27 protein-coding genes are annotated in these 19,335 nt (G+C 34.3%); 5 read left to right on the forward strand and 22 right to left on the reverse strand.

What is annotated here, in order from left to right:
- The first annotated feature begins 13 nt into the window (after positions 1-13).
- The 4 genes from CHELV3228_RS07520 to aroC are packed head-to-tail and all read left to right on the forward strand — an operon-like array spanning position 14 to position 3,152.
- Entirely contained in the window at positions 14-979 is a 966-nt protein-coding gene (locus tag CHELV3228_RS07520) for a tetratricopeptide repeat protein (protein WP_082200396.1), read from the forward strand.
- On the forward strand, positions 966-1,400 hold the full coding sequence (gene rnhA, locus CHELV3228_RS07525) for a ribonuclease HI (protein ID WP_082200397.1): 435 nt from the start codon (positions 966-968) through the stop codon (positions 1,398-1,400). Before CHELV3228_RS07520 ends, rnhA begins: the two co-directional genes overlap by 14 nt.
- Positions 1,393-2,067 (forward strand): ribonuclease III, encoded by a 675-nt coding sequence (gene rnc / locus CHELV3228_RS07530; protein ID WP_082200398.1) that lies wholly within the window; start codon positions 1,393-1,395, stop codon positions 2,065-2,067. The genes rnhA and rnc overlap by 8 nt, the downstream gene beginning before the upstream one ends.
- Complete coding sequence (gene aroC, locus CHELV3228_RS07535; RefSeq protein ID WP_082200399.1) at positions 2,064-3,152, forward strand: chorismate synthase; 1,089 nt, start codon at positions 2,064-2,066, stop codon at positions 3,150-3,152. Before rnc ends, aroC begins: the two co-directional genes overlap by 4 nt.
- Here aroC and CHELV3228_RS10705 read toward each other — a convergent pair.
- From CHELV3228_RS10705 to mqnP, 22 genes are all read right to left on the reverse strand, one after another.
- A complete protein-coding gene (locus tag CHELV3228_RS10705) occupies positions 3,142-3,726 on the reverse strand; it encodes a DUF2920 family protein (RefSeq protein ID WP_256594216.1) in 585 nt (194 codons plus the stop codon). The genes aroC and CHELV3228_RS10705 overlap by 11 nt on opposite strands.
- A 40-nt stretch (positions 3,727-3,766) precedes the next feature.
- A complete protein-coding gene (locus CHELV3228_RS10710) occupies positions 3,767-4,318 on the reverse strand; it encodes a DUF2920 family protein (protein ID WP_082200401.1) in 552 nt (183 codons plus the stop codon).
- Position 4,319: 1 nt separating this feature from the next.
- A complete protein-coding gene (locus tag CHELV3228_RS07550; RefSeq protein ID WP_082200402.1) occupies positions 4,320-5,090 on the reverse strand; it encodes a R.Pab1 family restriction endonuclease in 771 nt (256 codons plus the stop codon).
- Positions 5,071-6,204, reverse strand: a complete 1,134-nt coding sequence (locus CHELV3228_RS07555) for a class I SAM-dependent methyltransferase (protein ID WP_082200403.1) — start codon at positions 6,202-6,204, stop codon at positions 5,071-5,073. The genes CHELV3228_RS07550 and CHELV3228_RS07555 overlap by 20 nt, the downstream gene beginning before the upstream one ends.
- Before the next feature lie 102 nt (positions 6,205-6,306).
- Positions 6,307-6,621: a thioredoxin gene (trxA, locus tag CHELV3228_RS07560; protein ID WP_082200404.1), complete on the reverse strand. Its 315-nt coding sequence runs from the start codon at positions 6,619-6,621 to the stop codon at positions 6,307-6,309.
- Between the two features lie 54 nt (positions 6,622-6,675).
- Positions 6,676-7,014, reverse strand: a complete 339-nt coding sequence (locus CHELV3228_RS07565; protein WP_082200405.1) for a YraN family protein — start codon at positions 7,012-7,014, stop codon at positions 6,676-6,678.
- Positions 7,014-8,258, reverse strand: a complete 1,245-nt coding sequence (locus tag CHELV3228_RS07570; protein WP_082200406.1) for a homoserine dehydrogenase — start codon at positions 8,256-8,258, stop codon at positions 7,014-7,016. Before CHELV3228_RS07570 ends, CHELV3228_RS07565 begins: the two co-directional genes overlap by 1 nt.
- A gap of 2 nt (positions 8,259-8,260) precedes the next feature.
- The gene (locus tag CHELV3228_RS07575) at positions 8,261-9,463 is read right to left on the reverse strand and encodes an LL-diaminopimelate aminotransferase (RefSeq protein ID WP_082200407.1); all 1,203 of its coding nucleotides are present in this window, start codon (positions 9,461-9,463) and stop codon (positions 8,261-8,263) included.
- Between the two features lies 1 nt (position 9,464).
- The gene (locus CHELV3228_RS07580) at positions 9,465-10,268 is read right to left on the reverse strand and encodes a hypothetical protein (protein WP_082200408.1); all 804 of its coding nucleotides are present in this window, start codon (positions 10,266-10,268) and stop codon (positions 9,465-9,467) included.
- A gap of 1 nt (position 10,269) precedes the next feature.
- The gene (locus tag CHELV3228_RS07585; RefSeq protein ID WP_082200409.1) at positions 10,270-11,208 is read right to left on the reverse strand and encodes a hypothetical protein; all 939 of its coding nucleotides are present in this window, start codon (positions 11,206-11,208) and stop codon (positions 10,270-10,272) included.
- Positions 11,195-11,884, reverse strand: coding sequence for a 23S rRNA (guanosine(2251)-2'-O)-methyltransferase RlmB (gene rlmB / locus CHELV3228_RS07590; protein WP_082200410.1), 690 nt, complete (start codon positions 11,882-11,884; stop codon positions 11,195-11,197). The genes CHELV3228_RS07585 and rlmB overlap by 14 nt, the downstream gene beginning before the upstream one ends.
- A complete protein-coding gene (gene rsmI / locus CHELV3228_RS07595; protein WP_082200411.1) occupies positions 11,885-12,718 on the reverse strand; it encodes a 16S rRNA (cytidine(1402)-2'-O)-methyltransferase in 834 nt (277 codons plus the stop codon).
- Position 12,719: 1 nt separating this feature from the next.
- Positions 12,720-12,920: a 50S ribosomal protein L31 gene (rpmE, locus tag CHELV3228_RS07600; RefSeq protein WP_082200412.1), complete on the reverse strand. Its 201-nt coding sequence runs from the start codon at positions 12,918-12,920 to the stop codon at positions 12,720-12,722.
- A 79-nt stretch (positions 12,921-12,999) separates the two neighbouring features.
- Positions 13,000-13,653 (reverse strand): 16S rRNA (uracil(1498)-N(3))-methyltransferase, encoded by a 654-nt coding sequence (locus CHELV3228_RS07605; protein WP_082200413.1) that lies wholly within the window; start codon positions 13,651-13,653, stop codon positions 13,000-13,002.
- Positions 13,634-14,050, reverse strand: a complete 417-nt coding sequence (locus tag CHELV3228_RS07610) for a hypothetical protein (protein WP_082200414.1) — start codon at positions 14,048-14,050, stop codon at positions 13,634-13,636. The genes CHELV3228_RS07605 and CHELV3228_RS07610 overlap by 20 nt, the downstream gene beginning before the upstream one ends.
- The gene (locus CHELV3228_RS10780) at positions 14,050-14,232 is read right to left on the reverse strand and encodes a cytochrome C (RefSeq protein WP_082200415.1); all 183 of its coding nucleotides are present in this window, start codon (positions 14,230-14,232) and stop codon (positions 14,050-14,052) included. Before CHELV3228_RS10780 ends, CHELV3228_RS07610 begins: the two co-directional genes overlap by 1 nt.
- Entirely contained in the window at positions 14,232-14,813 is a 582-nt protein-coding gene (locus tag CHELV3228_RS07620) for a 6-pyruvoyl trahydropterin synthase family protein (protein ID WP_082200416.1), read from the reverse strand. Before CHELV3228_RS07620 ends, CHELV3228_RS10780 begins: the two co-directional genes overlap by 1 nt.
- Positions 14,810-15,553: a 7-carboxy-7-deazaguanine synthase QueE gene (locus CHELV3228_RS07625; protein WP_082200417.1), complete on the reverse strand. Its 744-nt coding sequence runs from the start codon at positions 15,551-15,553 to the stop codon at positions 14,810-14,812. The genes CHELV3228_RS07620 and CHELV3228_RS07625 overlap by 4 nt, the downstream gene beginning before the upstream one ends.
- Positions 15,554-16,516, reverse strand: coding sequence for a GTP 3',8-cyclase MoaA (gene moaA, locus CHELV3228_RS07630; RefSeq protein WP_082200418.1), 963 nt, complete (start codon positions 16,514-16,516; stop codon positions 15,554-15,556).
- Positions 16,516-17,025 carry a DUF6115 domain-containing protein gene (locus CHELV3228_RS07635; protein ID WP_082200419.1) on the reverse strand — a complete coding sequence of 170 codons (510 nt, stop codon included), beginning with the start codon at positions 17,023-17,025 and terminating at the stop codon, positions 16,516-16,518. Before CHELV3228_RS07635 ends, moaA begins: the two co-directional genes overlap by 1 nt.
- Positions 17,018-17,518: a hypothetical protein gene (locus CHELV3228_RS07640; RefSeq protein WP_082200420.1), complete on the reverse strand. Its 501-nt coding sequence runs from the start codon at positions 17,516-17,518 to the stop codon at positions 17,018-17,020. Before CHELV3228_RS07640 ends, CHELV3228_RS07635 begins: the two co-directional genes overlap by 8 nt.
- A complete protein-coding gene (gene mqnP / locus CHELV3228_RS07645; RefSeq protein WP_082200421.1) occupies positions 17,509-18,384 on the reverse strand; it encodes a menaquinone biosynthesis prenyltransferase MqnP in 876 nt (291 codons plus the stop codon). Before mqnP ends, CHELV3228_RS07640 begins: the two co-directional genes overlap by 10 nt.
- Positions 18,385-18,449: 65 nt before the next feature.
- Here mqnP and miaA point away from each other — a divergent pair, with 65 nt between their 5' ends.
- A complete protein-coding gene (gene miaA, locus CHELV3228_RS07650) occupies positions 18,450-19,310 on the forward strand; it encodes a tRNA (adenosine(37)-N6)-dimethylallyltransferase MiaA (protein ID WP_082200422.1) in 861 nt (286 codons plus the stop codon).
- Positions 19,311-19,335 lie beyond the last annotated feature (25 nt).

The raw sequence follows: 19,335 nt of genomic DNA on the forward strand, positions 1-19,335 counted from the left end.
TTGCGGATATTTTATGGACTTTTTCTTTGTAGAATACAGAGACCCCATAGTCGGGCTTATCTTTCTTACCCTACTTATTTTAGTCGTAGCTTTAGCAAATTATGCTTGGCGGATTTTTGCAAATAAGGACGAAGAGCAAAAGTTAGAAAAATTCATTAAAAAATTTGAACTTGAAAATTCACACAAAAACCTTTTAAGAAGTGAAAATTTAAGCTTTTCAAATCTTAGCTTTTTAGCCGAAATTTTTACAAAAAGCGGTGAATTTGAAAAAGCAACGCAAATTTATCTCATCGCTCTAGAAAAAACAAAAGATAAAGACGAACAAGAAGCGGTATTTTTGGCTTTAGCAAAGGTTTATTTTAAGGCGGGATTTTTACAAAAATGTACAGAAGTGCTTTTAAACGCCCTTAAAATTCGCCCCCGCAATAAAGAAGCATTGAAACTTCTTAAAATAGCCTATTTTAAACTTAAAATGTATAAAGAAAATTTAGAGCTTTTAGAATGCTTGTTTGAGCTAGGTGAGGACATTAAAGAAGAGGCTGAATTTATCAAAGCTTTATCTTTAGAAAACAAAAAAGAAGCAAAAGAGCAAATTTTAAAGCTTGATTATGAAAATAATGCCTCTTTAAAACGCTATTTATTTGAAAAATATCACATTTTTAAAAAACAAAATTTAGCCCAAATTTGCGATGTGCTTTATAAAGATAAAAAGCCTATAAATACAGACGATGAAAAGTATTATGAATTTTTTTATATGCTTGGTTTAGTTGAAGAAAAACAAGGCTTTCGCTTTAAAAACTCGCATTTTAAAATGTATCAAATTTTAAAGCAAAACAACTTTAAAGCGAGGCTTGATTTTTCTTATATGTGTTTAGAATGTAAAAACATTATGCCGCTTTTTTTCTACCACTGCCCCATTTGTTATGAATTTAACCGCTGTAAAATTTTATACGAAGTGAAAAACGATGAAGCATATTGAAATTTACACAGATGGTTCTTGCTTGAAAAATCCGGGCTTTGGAGGTTACGCTTTTATCGTGCGTTATAAAGAACACGAAAAAGTTGGTGTCGGTGCAGAAGCCAACACGACAAATAACAGAATGGAGCTAAAAGCCATCATCAAAGCCCTAGAAGTGCTGAAAGAGCCTTGCGAGATAAGCCTTTATACCGATTCAAATTTAATGGTGCAAAGCATTAATGAGTGGCTTCAAATTTGGGCGAAAAAAAATTTCAAAGATAAAAAAAATGTTGATTTGTGGCGTGAGTATTTAAAGCTTTCAAAACCGCACAAAATCAAAGCATTTTGGATAAAAGCGCACAATGGACACGAAGAAAATGAACGCTGCGACACCCTAGCAAGAGAAGCCGCACAAAATTTACAAAGGAAACATAATGGCTAGGCTAGAGCTTTTAGAAGCAAAAATTGACTATAAATTCAAGGATAAAAACCTCCTCATCTACGCACTCACGCATAAAAGTGCTAAGAAAAATTACAATAATGAAAGGCTTGAATTTTTAGGTGATGCGGTGCTGGATTTAGTCGTGGGGGAATATTTATTTCATAAATTTAAAAACGAAGCGGAGGGGGATTTATCTAAGCTTAGAGCCGCCCTTGTCAATGAAAAATCCTTTGCTAAAATCGCAAATTCTCTTCATTTGGGCGATTTTATCTTTATGTCTGTGGCGGAAGAAAATAACGGCGGTAAAAACAAACCCTCCATACTCTCAGACGCTTTTGAAGCGCTTATTGGGGCTTTGCATTTAGAGGCTGGTTTTTCACAGGCTAAAAATATCGCTTTGAAATTGATAGAGGAGAATTTTCCGCATATAGATGCAAAAAATTTACTTAAAGATTACAAAACAAAACTGCAAGAAATCACTCAAGCTAAAATGGGCTTAACCCCAGAATACGAAACTCTAAGAGCCTTTGGACCCGACCATCAAAAAAGCTTTGAAATCGCCCTAAATTTGGAGGGTAAGGAAATGGCAAGAGCCATAGCAAATAGCAAAAAAGAAGCCCAGCAAATGGCAGCAAAAATCACCTTAGAAAAGTTAGGAGCGTTATGAATACCTTTGGAGTTAGACTTAAATTTACAAGCTTTGGAGAATCGCACGGCAAAGCCATAGGTGTAGTGCTTGATGGTATGCCATCTTGCGTGAAATTTGATGAAGAATTTTTACAAAATGAGTTGGCAAAAAGAAAGGGGGGGAGCAAATTTGCCACACCTAGAAAAGAAAACGATGAGGCAGAAATTTTAAGCGGTGTTTTTGATGGCTTTACCACAGGACAGCCCATAGCGATGATTTTTAGAAATGAAAACACGCGTTCAAAAGACTATGCAGAAGTTAAAAATCTCTTCCGTCCCTCGCACGCAGATTTCACCTATTTTAAAAAATACGGCATAAGAGATTATAGAGGCGGTGGGCGTTCAAGTGCAAGAGAAAGTGTAGCTAGAGTGGCGGCTGGAGCTGTGGCTGCTATGCTTTTAAAGGAATTTGACATAGAAGTTTCAAGCGGTGTTTTTGGCGTGGGAGAGTGCGTTTCACCCCTTCAAAATAGTGAATTTGACTTTGAATTTGCAAACAAAAGTGAAATTTTTTGCCTTGATAAAAATTTAGAAGAGGCTTTTAAAGAAGAAATTTCAAAGGCAAAAAAAGAAAAAGATAGCGTTGGGGCGGCTGTTTTTACTAGAGTGAGTGGGGTAATGGCAGGGCTTGGGGAAGTGCTTTATGACAAGCTTGATTCTAAACTCGCCCACGCCCTTATGGGGATAAATGCCGTAAAAGCTGTAGAAATAGGCTCTGGTATAAACTCAAGTCAAAAAAGAGGCTCACAAAATAATGATTTAATGCAAAATGGTAAATTTTTAAGTAATCATAGTGGAGGGATTTTAGGGGGAATTTCAAATGGCGATTTGATAGAGCTTAAGAGCTATTTTAAACCCACCCCTTCCATTTTCCTCACCCAACAAAGTATGAACGAAAAAGGCGAAAATGTCCTTTGTGAGTTAAAAGGCAGACACGACCCTTGTGTAGGCATAAGAGGAAGCGTCGTCGCAAACGCTATGGTTCGGCTTGTCTTGGCTGATGCCTTGCTTTTAAATGCAAGTGCAAATTTAAATCATCTAAAAAAAATTTACTCTAAAGCTTGAGCTTAAAGCCCTCTTTCTCATCTTCAAAAGTAAAAATTTTATCCTCGCAAGGATAGCTTATAGAGGCGTTTAGAAGAGGGAAATTCTGCCCCTCAAATTTTTCTAAAAGAAGTGGGAGTTCTTTTAGAAATACACGGTGGTTTGAAATGCCTCCGTGTGTTAAATTTCTTATGATTTTATTGTCGATATCATCTTTTTTTATCAAATGTAAAGCTGCATCAAAGCCCATATTTTTATAAATTTCATATAAAAGCTTTTTATCTTTTGCCGTTTCAAATTCATCTTCGCTACTATGATAACTCACAAAATGAATATGTTTGCAATTATCTTTTTGAACTTCTAAATGCGATGAAGTTAGCAAAGAGCGAATTTCGTAATGTGCTTTTGTGAAATTGCTTTCATTCCAAAAAGTTTTAGTAAAACAATGAAACATAAATTCATTTGTTACCACAAAACACTCTCCGTGTCCTAAAGCCCTACCCATAAACATCTCAAAAAATGGTAATGGCGCACAAGCGATGTCAATGACCGCGTTAGTATGGTGTGGAGCAATTTTGGCTATCAAATGCGCCAAATAGCCCCCGTAACACCCTCCAGCATAAATGACGGGTAAGTTACCCCCCCCCCCCCCCGTGTATTTTGAGGTGTTTTAAGACATTGATATGGTCAATGGCTGCCATAATGCCGTAGTTTTGATATTCTTCATTAGGTGGCACTAATGTATAGGTTAAAGAATCGATTTTAAAATCTTTAGCTAAAGCCCCTTTCGCTTTTTCTTTTTCCATAGACTTTTCTATAAATTCTAAAGCGTCCATTGTCGTTAAATTTTCATAAGGTAATCCAACTTTTTGACATAATCTAATCAAATTTGCCTTATCCCCTTCAAGCATAACTCTTTTGGCACTATAGTTTAAATCATACTCATTAACGCGACAACAAAAGCAATGATAAAGCACATTAACAGCCATTACATTAAATTTCTCAGCAATTTGCCTTCTAGTAAAATCCATCATTCTAAGGTCGGCATTTGTCCCAAAACCCCCTATAATGAAAAATATCGCCTTAGGATTTTCCCTATAACTTACGCGGTATTCAAGCTTTGCATTTCTTTTGATACCAAGCTCCACATCATCACACGAGGCAATGAAAAATTGCTTATCTGTCATTTTAGTCCTTAAATTTCACATTATCTATCAATTTTAAAATCTCGCACACATCATAATTGTGATTTTTACTTAGCATTCCAAAGATTTTAAAAATCTCTAGTAAAAAGTTTTTATCCTTAGAATCTAAGATAAGCAAACCACATTCTTTAGATTCTGCCACTCTGCCTAAAAGCACGGGGTTGCAATGTAGCTCTGTGATGGGGAAGCAGACATAAAGCATGGGCTGTACGCCAACTGCCCTTTGCTTTTCTTTAATGATGATTTCTACTAGCACATCAAAATGATTAAATTTATGCACCAAAAGTGGATATTTGACTTGAGATTCATAAAATTCTACGCCTAAAATATTTTTGCTTATAGGGTGGCTTCGTAAAATCTGTAAATCGCTCGTAGAATCTAAAAATTCATCATCATTAATATTTTGCAAAAATGCTAATAAATTTGTTATTTCACTCTCTGTGATAATCCCCCATTGCGTAAAATAGTAAAGATATTCACTAAGCTCATACAGGGCTTTTGTCTTGCCATTTGCCCCGATAAACTCACTTTGCCCTAAAGTGCTTAAAGCCAACTTTTCTTTATCATTTTTATCTACATCATAGCCGATTTGCCACTCAATATAATGCTTTTGTGAAAATGGAGTCTGTCTTGTCGCAGTAGGTAGTCCATACTCATAAAAACTATTGCGCGTTTTTACTCTTGTTTTACCACTTTGCGTGGTTAGCGGGATTTCTACAAAGATTTGCCCATTTTCACATTTTTGGATTCTCATAATGCACTCCTAGTAAGTCTTTAAAATATTGCTTGATTTTAGAATCTATTACGCCACTTTCACTTGCTTTGATAAAGTTGAATTCTAGATTCTTAAATTTCTCATAATCAATCATCACATCACAATTTCCAAAATAATATGGAATATGAGCTAAGAATTTTTTAAACACATCAACATAGCAGTAAAGGCTATATTTATCTTGTGGGACAAAAATTGTATTGCTATTTTCTTTATTCATAAAAGTTTTTGAGCGGCGCAAAGCGTTAATATCACGCATTGTGTAAAACATCGCTTTGATTTGAGAGCTTGCTACACGCTTTTTATTAGGATATTTATCAATATAATTACTTATAAAATCAAAATCATTTAATCTAAAATTTTTACCCCCTATAGTTTGAAAGTTAAAGTTTTTTATAAAATCATAATCCATTCCTTTTTTATCTTTTTGATAAAGGGCAATGATAATGGGAAAATATCCCTTAGAATCTTGGCAAAATACTTGTGAGCTAATGATTATAGAATCTAAAAGTTTATAGGATTTTACGAAGTCTTTTAAAGCTTGAAAATTTGCGCTTTTTATCAAATAAGAAAGTGGATGTAACACACAAATAAAATCCGCATTCAATTTCTCATAAGAGCGCAAAAAGCTTATGCCAATATCGCGCGCTTGTAGAGCAGAATCTATCATTATTGATTCTGTATTTTTCAATGCACTCTGCACAATAGAAGTTCTATCGTTATAGGGTGGATTACCCACTACAATAAGCCTACTAGATTCTGGGATATGAAAGCCCTGCCTACTCACATTACAGAGCGCATTTTTATGTAGCAAAATTACACTAGAATCTAGCCTTTTTCTTGCAAAATCTATGGCGGTTTTATCAATATCTACACCTATAATTTTGCTAAAGCTATCTCTTGTAATCCCGCTCTTAATCAACGCATTGTCGCATAAAAAATTCCCACTCCCACACGAGCTATCAAGCAGCACAAAATCTTTAAAATCTACATATTTTTGAAGCATAAAATAGACTTCGTCTATTAAAAATTCAGTAGTGTAAAAACTACCCAAATTAATTTTATCTTGCTTATTTAGATGAAGTGCTTCTGTCATTATTGCACCCTAAAATATAAAACCCATTATAGCAAATCCTACAAGCTAATTTCAATTGATTAAGCATAGTAAAGAAGAAATGGGGCGTAAGCCCCCAGAAGATTAAAGTAAAGAGTTGATTTTATCAGCGATGGTTTGTTTTGACTGCGCACCTACAAGCTGTGCTACAACTTCGCCATTTTTAAAGAAAATCAAAGTCGGTATAGAGCGAACACCATACTCAGCCGCCAAATCGCCCTGCTCGTCTGTATTGACCTTACAAATTTTAGCCTTGCCATCAAAATCGTTTGCAAGCTCGTCAATCACAGGTGCTAACATTCTGCAAGGTCCGCACCAAGGCGCCCAAAAATCCACCAAAGCCACACCCTCTTTTGCTGTCGCAAAATTTTCTGAGGTTAATTCAATATATTTTCCCATCATTTTCTCCTTTTAAATTTTTCGCAATTATAATAAAATAAATAAAATCCTAGCTTAAAGGCTAATATTCTCAAAAAATTCAATTTCTTTATCTTTAATGCAAATCAAATCAAGCTGAAAATCATTATAAAATTGCTTTTTTAGTTTGTAAAATTCTATCGTTTTTAAAATTTTATTGTATTTTTTAGTATCAAGCCTTTCATAAGGCTCATAATCTTTTTGCGTAAATTTCACCTCAATGAAATGTAAAATCTCATCTTTTTTAGCGATAATATCAATCTCGCCAAATTTAGAGTGAAAATTCCTCTCCAAAATCTCAAATTTACGCTTTTTTAAAAAAGAACAAGCCCTATTTTCCCCCAAAATTCCGCTTAAATGTGAAGCTAAACCCATTATTCTTCTATACGCATCATAAAAGGGCTAGCTTTTATAAATTCTTGCTCTTTTAAAGCCTTGAGTAGTTTTCTTATACTTTTTTCATAGCTTTTATGTGTGGTAAAAAAAAGTGTGCTATGAGGCTCATTAATTTTAGGCTTTTGCAAAAAACTGTCCACAGAAATTCCGCACTCGCTCATTAAATTTGTGATTTTAGACAAAACGCCTATTTTATCCTCGACCTTAAGCCTTAGATAATATTTTGTAAAAATTTCTTCTTTTTTGAGCAAGGTAAAAGGTAAATTTTGCTTAAAACCAAGCATTGGTTCAAAATAATTCTCTCTTGCAAATTCCATTAAATTCGCCACCACAGCACTTGCTGTCGCCTTCCCACCTGCTCCAGCTCCATAATAAAGACTCTCGCCCAGTAAATCGCCAACGATACTCACAGCATTCATCACGCCATTTACCTTAGCTATCATTGTATCTTTTGGAATGAGCGTAGGATGCACTCTAAGCTCGACACTAAAATCTTGCGCCTTAGCAATTCCCAAAAGCTTAATGGTATAGTCAAATTCCTTTGCAAAATACATATCAAGAGCATTTATATCGCTAATGCCCTCGCACAAAATTTCCTCAGGCTTTGCCCTGATACCATAGGCAAGACTTGCCAAAATCAAAAGCTTATGTGCTGCATCTTCTCCACTAATGTCAAAGCTTGGATTAGCCTCTGCGTAGCCTAATTTTTGTGCTTTTTTAAGCGTATCTTCAAAATCATCCCCTCTCTCACTCATCGCACTTAAGATATAATTGCTCGTGCCATTTAGTATGCCTTTAATGCTTATAATTTTATTTGCCGCTAAACCCTCTTTTAGAGCTTTAATGATAGGAATTCCCCCAGCCACACTCGCCTCAAAAGCTAATTTTCCCACTAAACTTTCAAGCTCATAACGATAATAAGCAAGCATTGCCTTATTTGCAGTTACGACCTTTTTACCCTCTTTCAAAAGCTTATATACAAGCTCATAAGCAAATTCCACACCGCCCATAAGCTCAACATACACATCAATATCTTCACGCTTTAAAATTTCATTAACATCACTCACAACAGGGATTAGGGCATTTGGCTTAGGGCTTCTTGCAAGAGCAATGATAGGCTTTATCTCTTCGCCACATCTTGCTTTAATGATTTCTTTATTTTCTATCAAAGCCTCAGCCACAGCAGAACCGACACTCCCATAACCCAAAAGTGCTACATTCATCTTTAATCTTTTAGGAATTTTTTAATGTTTCTCGCAGCTTGGCGTATGCGATTTTCATTTTCTATTAAGGCAATTCTTACAAATTCATCTCCAGCTTCTCCAAAACCAAGTCCGGGACTTACCGCAACATTAGCCTTTTGTAAAAGTTGCTTGGAGAATTCTAAACTTTTTAAATACCTTTTGCTTTCTGGCAAACGCGCCCATATAAACATACTTGCTCTAGGTTTTTGCAAAACCCACCCCGCATTAGCAAAGGCTTCAAGCAAAACATCTTTTCTTTTATCATAAGTTTGACGAATTTCTTCCACGCACTCTTCATTACCATCTAAAGCTATGGTAGCTGCAACTTGTATGGGCGTATACATACCATAATCAAACCAAGATTTAATTTTTTTAAGAGCGGCGATGAGGCGTTTATTTCCCACGACAAAACCCACACGCCAACCTGCCATATTGTAAGATTTAGAAAGGGTATAAGTTTCCACAGCGACATCTTTAGCACCCTCTACCTCTAAAATCGAAGGGGTTTTATAATTATCAAAAGTTAAATCCGCATAAGCAATATCGCTAATAATATAAAAACGCTCTTTTTTAGCCGTAGCAACAAGCCTTTCATAAAAGCTTCTCTCACAAGTGATTGTTGTGGGATTATGCGGAAAATTAACAACCAAATAACGCGCCCTTGGCACACTCTCGCAAAGTGCGTGATTTAAACTTTCAAAAAAAGCATTTTCATCAAGCTCAAATTTATCATTGTAAAAAAGTGGCATTTTAGAAACATTTCCACCTGCGATAATGAAAGCTTGCGTATGGATAGGATAAGCTGGGGTCGGCACGATGGCGACATCACCGGGGTTTATGACCGCCCTTGCAAGATTGACAAAGCCCTCTTTTGAACCCATTGTTGCCACCACTTCGCTCTCAGGGTCTAAATTGACACCATATTTTCTTTTATACCAATTACAAATTGCTAAACGCAGTTTATAAATTCCCATAGAAGTCGAATAGCCTGAAGTCTTGTCTTTATTTGCACTTTCGCAAAGTTTATCTATAATGTGCTGAGGCGTTTTACCATCTGGATTTCCCATAGAAAAATCAACAATGTCCTCCCCTGCTCTTCTTGCTGCCATTTTAATCGCATTAACCTCTGCAAAAACATAATTAGGAAGTCTTTCTATAGTGTGGAAACGAATTTCATCAAACATCTTATCTCTTTAAAGTAATTTTTAAACCTCTTTTGATATTGTCCAAATTATACATATCACTAACTATGGCATAAACTGCACCACTTGGGATAGAGCCTGAAAAACTATTATTTTTCTTATCATTTTTTATCGCACTAATTAAATTTAAATTTTTATCCAAAAATAAAATCTTAGCAAACCAAGAATCTGCCGCATTTGCCTCAATGCTAATGCTTTTTGCACCCTTAAGTGCAAAAACATAATCTCTCAATGGCTTTTCCAAATTTTTCGTTACATTTAGAGCTAAATTGACATTAGTTTCAAGTCTTGCTTCACTAAAATCAAGTTCATATTCATAATAATTTTTCGCACTTTGCCTAATATCTTCAATATAAACAGAATTTGCCCTTAAAATTCTGTAAAAAGTGCCTGGGTCTAAAACATACTGCGATTCAACCTGTATGGTATAGTCAATCTCCCCTTTGCTAAGATTTAAATGCACAGGGATAAAATACACATAACCAGCCTCATTTAAAGCTTCATTAATAATTTTGAAAAATAAAACCGCATCACTTTTTGCTTTAAAATTTAATCTTAAAGTTTGAGGGCTTGGCAGAGTAAGATTTAATAAAGAATTTGTTTTTAATATCCTTGAAATGCGTTCTATATCCAAATTTCCTTTATTATCATTTAATTCTTGATGGGCGAATAATAAATCAATTTGCCTTTTTTTACTGCTATCTGCTACGATATTTTGCGCCAACTCTAAGCTAGAAACTCCAAAAACACTTGAAGTTAAAAAAACAATCAAATATAAAAATCTCATCTTACCAATCTTTACCATTATTTAAACGCTTAAATTCTGCGGAATTAATGCTAGTTATTTTTCCATTTTGCACCAAAAAGCGTTTTGAAATTCCTGCGGGATAAGACTTTTCTTTGCCTTCCTCATCACTTAGCACAAATGCTGTAGCTCCCGTTAAAATGAGTTGGTCTTCACTCAATGAAACATTAAAATCACTATCTTTAACCAAACTTGTTTTTTTACCACTTTTTAAATTGATTAAACCTACCCAAACTTTACTATTTACTTTAAAAACAGCAAATTCCTTTAAAGCGTTTTGTGAATTTACACTTGTCTCTTCTAATTCAATTTGATTCGCTTCGCTTGTGTTGTTTTCACTTGATAGGGGAGTAGATTTTATACTTTCGTTACTATCTTTAACTTCCTTTTCATCTTGATTTAAATTTTCCTCAGTCTCAACACTCAAATTTGTCTCATTTTGGCTTACATTTTCCTCACCCACGACAACAACAGAATTTTCAAGGCTTTGTAAATTTAACTCAGTTTCTTTTACCACATCCAAACTTACCACATTTGAGATATTTTCATCACTTTTTAACAATTCTTTAAATGTATCAAAATAATAAATTCCAGTCCCCACAACAAGCACAAGTAAAACAATCGCAACAATAGGCAAAGCAGAACTTTTATGGCTATAAGAAGCAAGTGGAGGCGTTACCGTCTTTGTGGCGTGTAAAGAATCAGGCTGGTTTTCGCTTAAATAATTGTCAAGCTCTTCATTAAATTCTGTAAAATCAAGCTCATACTCACGCTCTAAAATTTTAATAAAACCTCTCACATTAAAACGAACTAAGGTCTTAAAATCTTTCTCTACCAAAGCATTTAAAAAAACCATTTCAATTTGTGTATTTGCCGAGACTTCTCTCAAATTCAAGTCTTGTAATTTTTTATAATCTTGCATGCACTATCCTATCACAAAGTATTGCAAAAGCTGCGCTAACATTAAGGCTATCAAAATCATTTTGCATAGCTATACCAACGCACTCATCGCATTTTTGGATTATTTTTGATGGTAATCCAAACCCTTCACTTCCCATTATTAAAACTTTCTTACCTTTTGGAAAGGCGAAATTATGAATTTCTTTGCCTTTTCCATCAGCACCATAAAGCTTAAATTCCATTTGTTTAAGCTCATTTAACGCACTCAAAGCATCAGGGCTTAAACAAATGGGTAAATCAAGCGCAGCCCCACTGCTTGAACGCACAATGCTTTCTTTTGCTAAATTTTTTCCTACAAAAAGCAAACCTCCAACGCCTAAAGCATAAGCTGTGCGTATAATGGCACCGATATTTCCAACATCACTAATACCACAAAGCATCACAATAAATTCGCTTTTTTTAAGCTCAAAAAAAGGCACGAAATCAAATTCCTTAATGTCCATTAAGAAACCTTGATGATTCCCACCCCTTGCTAGAGCTTGAGCGCTTTTGAAGTCTAGCTTTTTAATCTTAAAACCAGCTTTTGCTATCAAAGAAAAAGTCGCTTTATCACACTCTTTTGCCAAATAAAGCTCATTTATTAGCTCTTTATGTTTTTGCAAAATATAGAAAAATACTTGCTTTCCATAGACTATCATTTATTTTACCTCATTTTGACTTAAAAGCAGTTTTTGATAAAGCTCTTTAGAATTTTTTCCACTCATCTTAGCCAAAAGCTTACTTTTAACTTTCAAAGGCAAGTCAAGTGCCAAAATATCTTCCTCACAAAGTGAATTATGGGCAAAATTGTGTAGAGACTTTGCCACAACCAAAACCCATTCTCCACTTAAATTTACACTTTCTAATTCTTTGGCGAGATTTTTAGCACGACCTCTAAACGAAGTTTGAAATTTTTTACTAATTTCTTTCATTGCGAAAAGTTCTTTTTCTGGTTCAAGTTTTGCGATGTTTTGCACCAAAGAAAGAATTCGCTTGGGAGATTCATAAAGCACACTAGGATAAGGATTTGAAAGCAAATTTTCTATATCTTTTTGTCTTTCCTTGCCCTTATTTGCCAAAAAACCAAGAAAGATAAATTCCTTTTCGCACAAATTTGAACTGACAAGCGCGACTAAAGCAGCATTTGCACCGGGCAAAACCTCATACGAAAGCTTATGTTTTAAGGCAAATTGAACTAAAGCAAATCCTGGGTCACTAATGCCCGGCATACCAGCATCGCTTAAATATGCTACATTATCTTTAAAAAGCTCTAAGTCAAGTTTTTCAAGCACTTCCTTTTCATTGTGTGAGTGTAAAGAAAGAATTTTGTAGGGTTTAATGGAGGTTTGAAACCTTTCGTTTAATAGGGCAATCAAATGCTTACAAACTCTCGTATCTTCACAAAATACAAATCTGCAAACATTTAAAAGCTCTAAGGAGCGTAAGCTAATATCGCCTAAATTTCCTATGGGAGTAGGAATAAAATAAAGCATATTATTGCATTGCGTATTTTTTCTTAAATTTCTCTACACGCCCTGCAGCATCGACAATTTTCTCACTACCTGTAAAAAAAGGATGGCAATTAGAACAAATATCAACTCTTAGTTCAGCCTTATTAGACCTTGTGGTAAAGGTATTTCCACAAGCACAACTAACCTTGCATTCTACATACTCTGGATGAAGTTCTTTTTTCATTGATTTTCCTTGAAATTTTTAAAACAATAAGCCGTAATTATAGTTTATTAATATAAAAAAAAGATAAAATTAAGCAAAATTAAAGCAAAATTTTTGCCAAAACACCCAAAGCTGCACTTTGACTTTTCAAAATAAAAGGGGAATTAAGAGCAATTTTTTCTTTAATTTTTTCCCTTTCACTCTTGCTAAATCCTCCCTCTGCACCGATAAAATATAAAACTTCTTTGCTAAATTCTTTCTTTTCTCCCTCAAAATCCACCAAAACGACCTTAGGATAAGCTTTTAAAAATGAATCAATACTTTCATAAATTTCAATCTGCATCAAATCGCCTCTTCCACATTGCTCACAAGAATTGATAAGAATTTTTTTCAAGCGCGTTTCATCAATTTTAAAATTTTTTTGAGAAAATTCACAATAAACCAAAATTAATTTTTCCAATCCCATTTCATTAAAAAATGGTAAAATCTTCTCTAATACTTTAGGCTCTATAACGGCTAAAGCAAGACTAACTCCGCTTTTTGGATTTTTAATTTGATTTTGTGCGATAAGATTTAAAACGCAGGAATTTCTCTTTAAAGTGCTAACTTGATAAGTGTATAAAATATCATCTTCAAAATTGCGTAAATTTAGGCTTTCTCCCTCTCTTACGCGTCTAACTTTAAGATGTAAAAAATCCTCTTTTTCTAAAAAAATATAAGGATTTTTCGCCTCTTTATGATATAAAAACTGCATAATTTGGAAGAATAAAAGGAATAAGTAGTAAGAAAAGCTCGGTTAGCAAAATCGCCAAACTAGCCCATCTAAAAACCACATAACGCCTTGCATTGCGCGCTTTTTTAAATAATACAAAATGAAAAATAGCTAAAGCTAAAATCAAAACCCAAATCAAAAGCATCAACAAAAAGTGCAAATTTGCCTCAAAGCCCTTAAGCGCCCAAAGCAAAGCTCCCGTAAATAAGGTAAGACTCAAAAAAAGATAAAATACAGGTAAAAAAAGTCGAATTCTGCGGATAAAAATAAATTCGGTTTTAAAATTTCCCTGAGTTAATCCCAAATAAAAAAGCATCAAAAATGCACTTGCATAAAGTGTGTAAAGGTGTAAAGCAAGAAAAAGCTCGTAAGCTTGCATTACTGCCCCCCATCTTCCACTGGTAAAGGAAGATTATTATCATTTAATTCTGCTTTTTCATCATTTTGCTCAATTTGCACCACCTCATCTTCAACACCATTTTTTACTTCTTGTTCTTTTTCTGTGCTACAAGCACCCAAAAACAAGGCAAAACAACATACCAAAACACCAAAAATTCTCATCATAACTCCTTAGGGTTGATAAAAGTATAAGCTCCGCAAAGCTTTTCATAAAAGCCCTCATCGCTCCACTCTGCTTTAATCGCCTTAGAAAATTCGATGTCTTCTAAGGCTATCTTAGGCAAAATTTCACTATAAGCATCTTCTCTAAAGCCTTGCGCATAGCCTGTCCTTGTCTCGTGGATAATAATGCTTTGAAGCTTAACGCCTTTTTCGCCATTTTGCATTTTTGTTTTTTCCAGCAAAGAATCAATAAGGACAAAAAAGACACGACAAAAATTCTCCGCACTCACATTTACGGGCAAAACCACCCAACGATGAGAGTGCTTTTTCATCTCTTCAAGATATCCCTCATCATCATTCTTAAAAAGCGTTATCGCGTGGTCAAAACTATCTATAATTTGCTTAATTTCATTTTTCAAAAGTCCAAAATCATAAACCATACCCGCATTATCCAAATACCGACTTTCAAGCAAAATCTCAATCCTATAAGAATGTCCGTGTATGCTAGTTTTACAACGCTTCGAAGAGCAAAATCTCACAATATGCGCGTTCTCAAATTCAAACATTTTTCTTATAATCATACGCCCTCTTTATCTTCCCAAAGCCTTATGTGTATTCTATCTGAGTAATTATAGCCATTTTCTAAGCAAAATTTAACAAGTGCTAGGGCATTTTTTTTAAGCTTCTCTTCATTTTCACCCAAAGGCATACAATAAACTTCATTTTTCACAACGCTTAAAATTTCCTCAATCTCGCCTTTCGCCTTAGACAAAAAACCCTCGTCTAAAACAAATTTATAAAAACTTTTTTTCGCTTCCTTTCTAAAAGCTTTTAACGCCTTGAAATTTAATCTTTTATCTTTTGAAATGCCACTATTACTAAGCTTTACCCCAAGTGAAAAAACGCATTTTTTATACAAAGGATACTTTTTAAAATCAATTTGAATGCTTGCATTTGTTTCAAAATGCACCTTAAATTTTGCTCTTAATAAAAGTGTGATAAATTTTAAAAACTCAGCCTTTTTATGATGTATCAAAGGCTCTCCACCCGTAATAACAATAATAGGCTTAAAGTCTTTAGCCAAATTTAACACCCTTGCAAAAAGCTCATTTGCGTTTAAATCCTCATAAGTTTTTTGATACTCTTTGGTAAAAACAGCCCTTATGGTATCGCAACCCAAAAGCTCCCTACCCTCTTTTTGCCTTTTAACTTTAAAGCCCACACAGTTAAAATTGCAACCAGCAAAACGCACAAAAACAGCCAAACGCCCAGCAAATTTTCCCTCCCCCTGCACACTTAAAAAACTCTCAACAATTTGCATTTAGCCCCCTGTTTGATAAAAAGCGCGTTTAGAAATTTGATTATTGTTTAATTTCCACTCATTTTTTTCAGGCTTGTTTTCTAACACCTTCGTTAAAATTTGCAAAGCTTTTTTAATGTCTTTTGAACGCATCGCTTCTTTGATGCTAAGTGCGTCTTCGTGATACAAACAAGGGATTAAAAGCCCCTCAGCACTTAATCTTATGCGGTTACAACTCTTACAAAATGTATCACTATGGGGGTCTATAATGCCAAATTCATAGCCACTTGCACTATACAAACTCACAGGAGCAAATTCGGCTTTTTTTATCAAAGATACTGCGTATTTTTTAGATAAAATTGCGATAATTTCATCTTTTTTAAGCCCTTTTAAAGCTCCATATGCGTGGATATTTTCCATAAATTCTATGAAGCGAATTTGAACTTTTTTATGTTTAGCAAATTCTAAAAGAGAAATTAACTCATCAGCATTTAAATCTTTAAGCGCAACGGTATTTAATTTAACCTTTAATCCGCAATCAATCGCCTCATCAATACCAGCCAAAACAAAGCTTAAAACATCTTTTTGGGCAATCTTTTTTGCCTTTTTTTCATCTAAGGTGTCAAGGGAGATATTAATACGCTCTAAACCAGAATTTTTAAGCTCTTTCGCATAGTCTTTTAATAAAAAACCATTGCTCGTTAAAGCCAAATCAATATCACTTTTATAATCCTTTATCATTTTGATAAAAATGCTTAAATCCCTACGAAGCAGCGGTTCTCCACCACTTATGCGGATTTTTCTTATCCCTCTATCGATGAGTTCTTTCACAAAAGCAAACATCTCTTCAAAACTCAAAAGCTCTTCTTTGGGGACATAGTCAAAAGGAATTTTAGGCATACAATAAAGACAGCGAAAATTACATCTTTGCGTTACAGAAATGCGGAGATAATCAATTTGCCTACCAAAACCATCGATTAGCATTATTTTATAATCCTTTTGAATTTTAACACAAGCTCAACATTACCCGTGCCAATTCTTAAATCTTTAGCAATTTGCTCTATGCTTTTGCCTTCTTTAAACAAATCGATAATCTTTTGCTCCTCAGCGTCATAATTTGGCGTAAGCTTGGTGATGCTTTGTGCTTTTTGCTCCAAACTCAAAAGTCTTTCTTGCTGCTCATTTTGAAACTGCTCGATGATATGCTCCATACCTTGCAAACTTTTTAAAATCGGCAAAATTTTATTTGCCACCTCTTTTTCGAGCAAAATTTGCATTTCGTTTCTTAAAAGCTCATTGTTGTATTCTTCATCAAAGGCATCTCTACTTAAAAGCTCTTTTTTGATATAGTGAAGCTCTTTGCTCATATCCTCAACAACACTTTCAAATTTCGATAATTTAAGACTTTGCTCCTTGTCTTTAATATACATATAAGCAACAATAGCAGCAAATAAAACAACGATAAATACTAAATAAAGCAATTCTTCACCCATTAGCTTCCTTTTTTTCCCTTATTGCATTTCTTTGAGTTTCAACCACAAAAGCGTTATAAGAAATCAAATCCTCAGGCTTCATCTTGGTAATTTTAGCCAAATTTTCGCTTTGTGATTTAAAGAAAAAGGCGATTTTTTGATTATTTAACTCAAATCTCGCGTAATAATCCTTACCATTTTCAAGCAAATTTTCTAAAAATTCTAAATATTCAAAATTTAAAGCCTTAATGTGCGTTTTGTGCTTTAAGGTAAGCAATTCTTCTTGGTTGAAGAGATGATTTTCTATGCGGATAATATCTTCTTTAAGACTCAAAAGCAAATCAAAAATAACCCTTTCACTTTCTTCAAAATCCACCTTATAGGAAAGTTTTTTCCATTTAACCAACCTAGAATTAACATTGATGTTGGCATATTCGTTTAAAATCTCACTTTTACCCTCATCAAATTCTTCAAATTCAATCTTAAGTCTTGTTTGAAATAAATTTATCTCCATAATAAATCCGCCCACACAAAAATAAAAAATACAACGCTTAAATAACCATTTAAAGTAAAAAATGCTTTGTCAATATGAGCGAAATTTTTACGCACGATAAAATGTTCCGCCATTAAAATAACTCCACAAATCAATACCCCAAAAAAAGCAATGCTGCCAAGCGGTGCAACCCAAACAAACAAAAGCCAAAAAAGCACAGCCAAAAGATGACAAAACGCTGAGATAAAAAGAGTCGCATTTGCCCCAAATTTCGCAGGGATAGAGTGCAAACCCACCTTTTTATCATACTCCATATCTTGCAAAGAATAAAGCAAGTCAAATCCAGCCGTCCAAAAAGTAACGCCCAAGCATAAAATCACACTAAAAAAATGAATTTCGCCCAAAACTATAATGCACCCAGCCACAGGTGCAAGTCCTAAACAAAAACCTAAAACCAAATGTGCCAAAGCACTAAAGCGTTTAAAAGCAGAATAAATAGCCAATAAAAACAGCACAGGAAAAGAAAGATAAAAGGCAAGAGGATTGATAAAATAAGCACAAAGCACAAAAATAAGGGCATTTACAACAATAAACCCCCAAACGCTCCCCTTACCTATACGACCACTGATATTAGGGCGATTTTTGCAGCGAGGATTATCCTTATCAATATCCTCATCCATTAAGCGATTTGTCGCCATAGCAAAATTTCTAGCACTTACCGCACAAATGACACCTAAAATTAAAGCCAAAAAGCCAAACCAAGCACTATCATTTTTAATCTTAGAAGCGACTATCATCGCACTAAATAAAAAAGGCAGAGCAAAAATGGAATGCTTAAAAACCACAAGCTCCAAAATATCCTTAACTTTCATCCATAACGCACTCATTTTCTGCCTTTAAATTTTTGCTATAATTTTACTTAAAATAAATAAATTTTTAGGAACAATGGGCTATGTTTTTTGAATTTGCACTCATAGGCACTACAGCTAGCGGCAAAACAGCTCTCGCAAACGCTCTCGCACTAGAATTTGAAGCTGTCATTTTAAGCCTTGATAGTCTTTGTGTATATAAGGAAATCAACATAGCCAACGCAAAAGTGGAAAAAGAACTTTTAGAACAACTTGATTATTTTGGCATCAATCTTTTAAGCGTAAGTGAGCATTTTAATGTGAGTTTATTTATCGATGAATACCAAAGAGCTAAAAAATTCGCTCAAGCGAAACAAAAACCTCTCATCATCACAGGAGGAACAAGCTTTTACCTCAAAACAATGATGGATGGCTTAAGCGATAAAATCGAAGAAATGCCAATAAACCTAAGCAATGATGAAATTTACGAGCTTTGCATAAGGCTAGACCCCAAATTTAAGGTGGCTAAAAACGACAGCTACCGCCTTAAAAAATGGATAAATATTTACGAAGCCACAAAAGAATTGCCAAGCGAATTTTTACAAAAAACAAAAAAAGAGGGTATTTTAAAAGAGCTTGAAATTTATGAATTATGCTGGGATAAAGAAGCGCTAAAACAAAATATAAAAAAACGCACTCAAACTATGCTAAAACAAGGCTTAATAGAAGAGGCTAAAAAGCTTTTTTCGCATTTTGATGCAAACTTAAAACCTTTGAATTCTATAGGATTAAAAGAATGCAAGGCATATTTAAACAATGAAATTTCACTCAAAGACTTAGAAACTCTCATCAACACCCACACTACACAACTTGCCAAAAGACAAAGAACTTTCAATAAAAAATTTAGAAGCACTCCCTTAGAATTTCATCAAGCTACAAGTATTTTAAGAAAGAAATTTAATTAAGCAATAGCAATGTAATATAAATCAT

Origin of the sequence: Campylobacter helveticus (assembly GCF_002080395.1) — a bacterium.
GTDB classification, from domain to species: domain Bacteria; phylum Campylobacterota; class Campylobacteria; order Campylobacterales; family Campylobacteraceae; genus Campylobacter_D; species Campylobacter_D helveticus.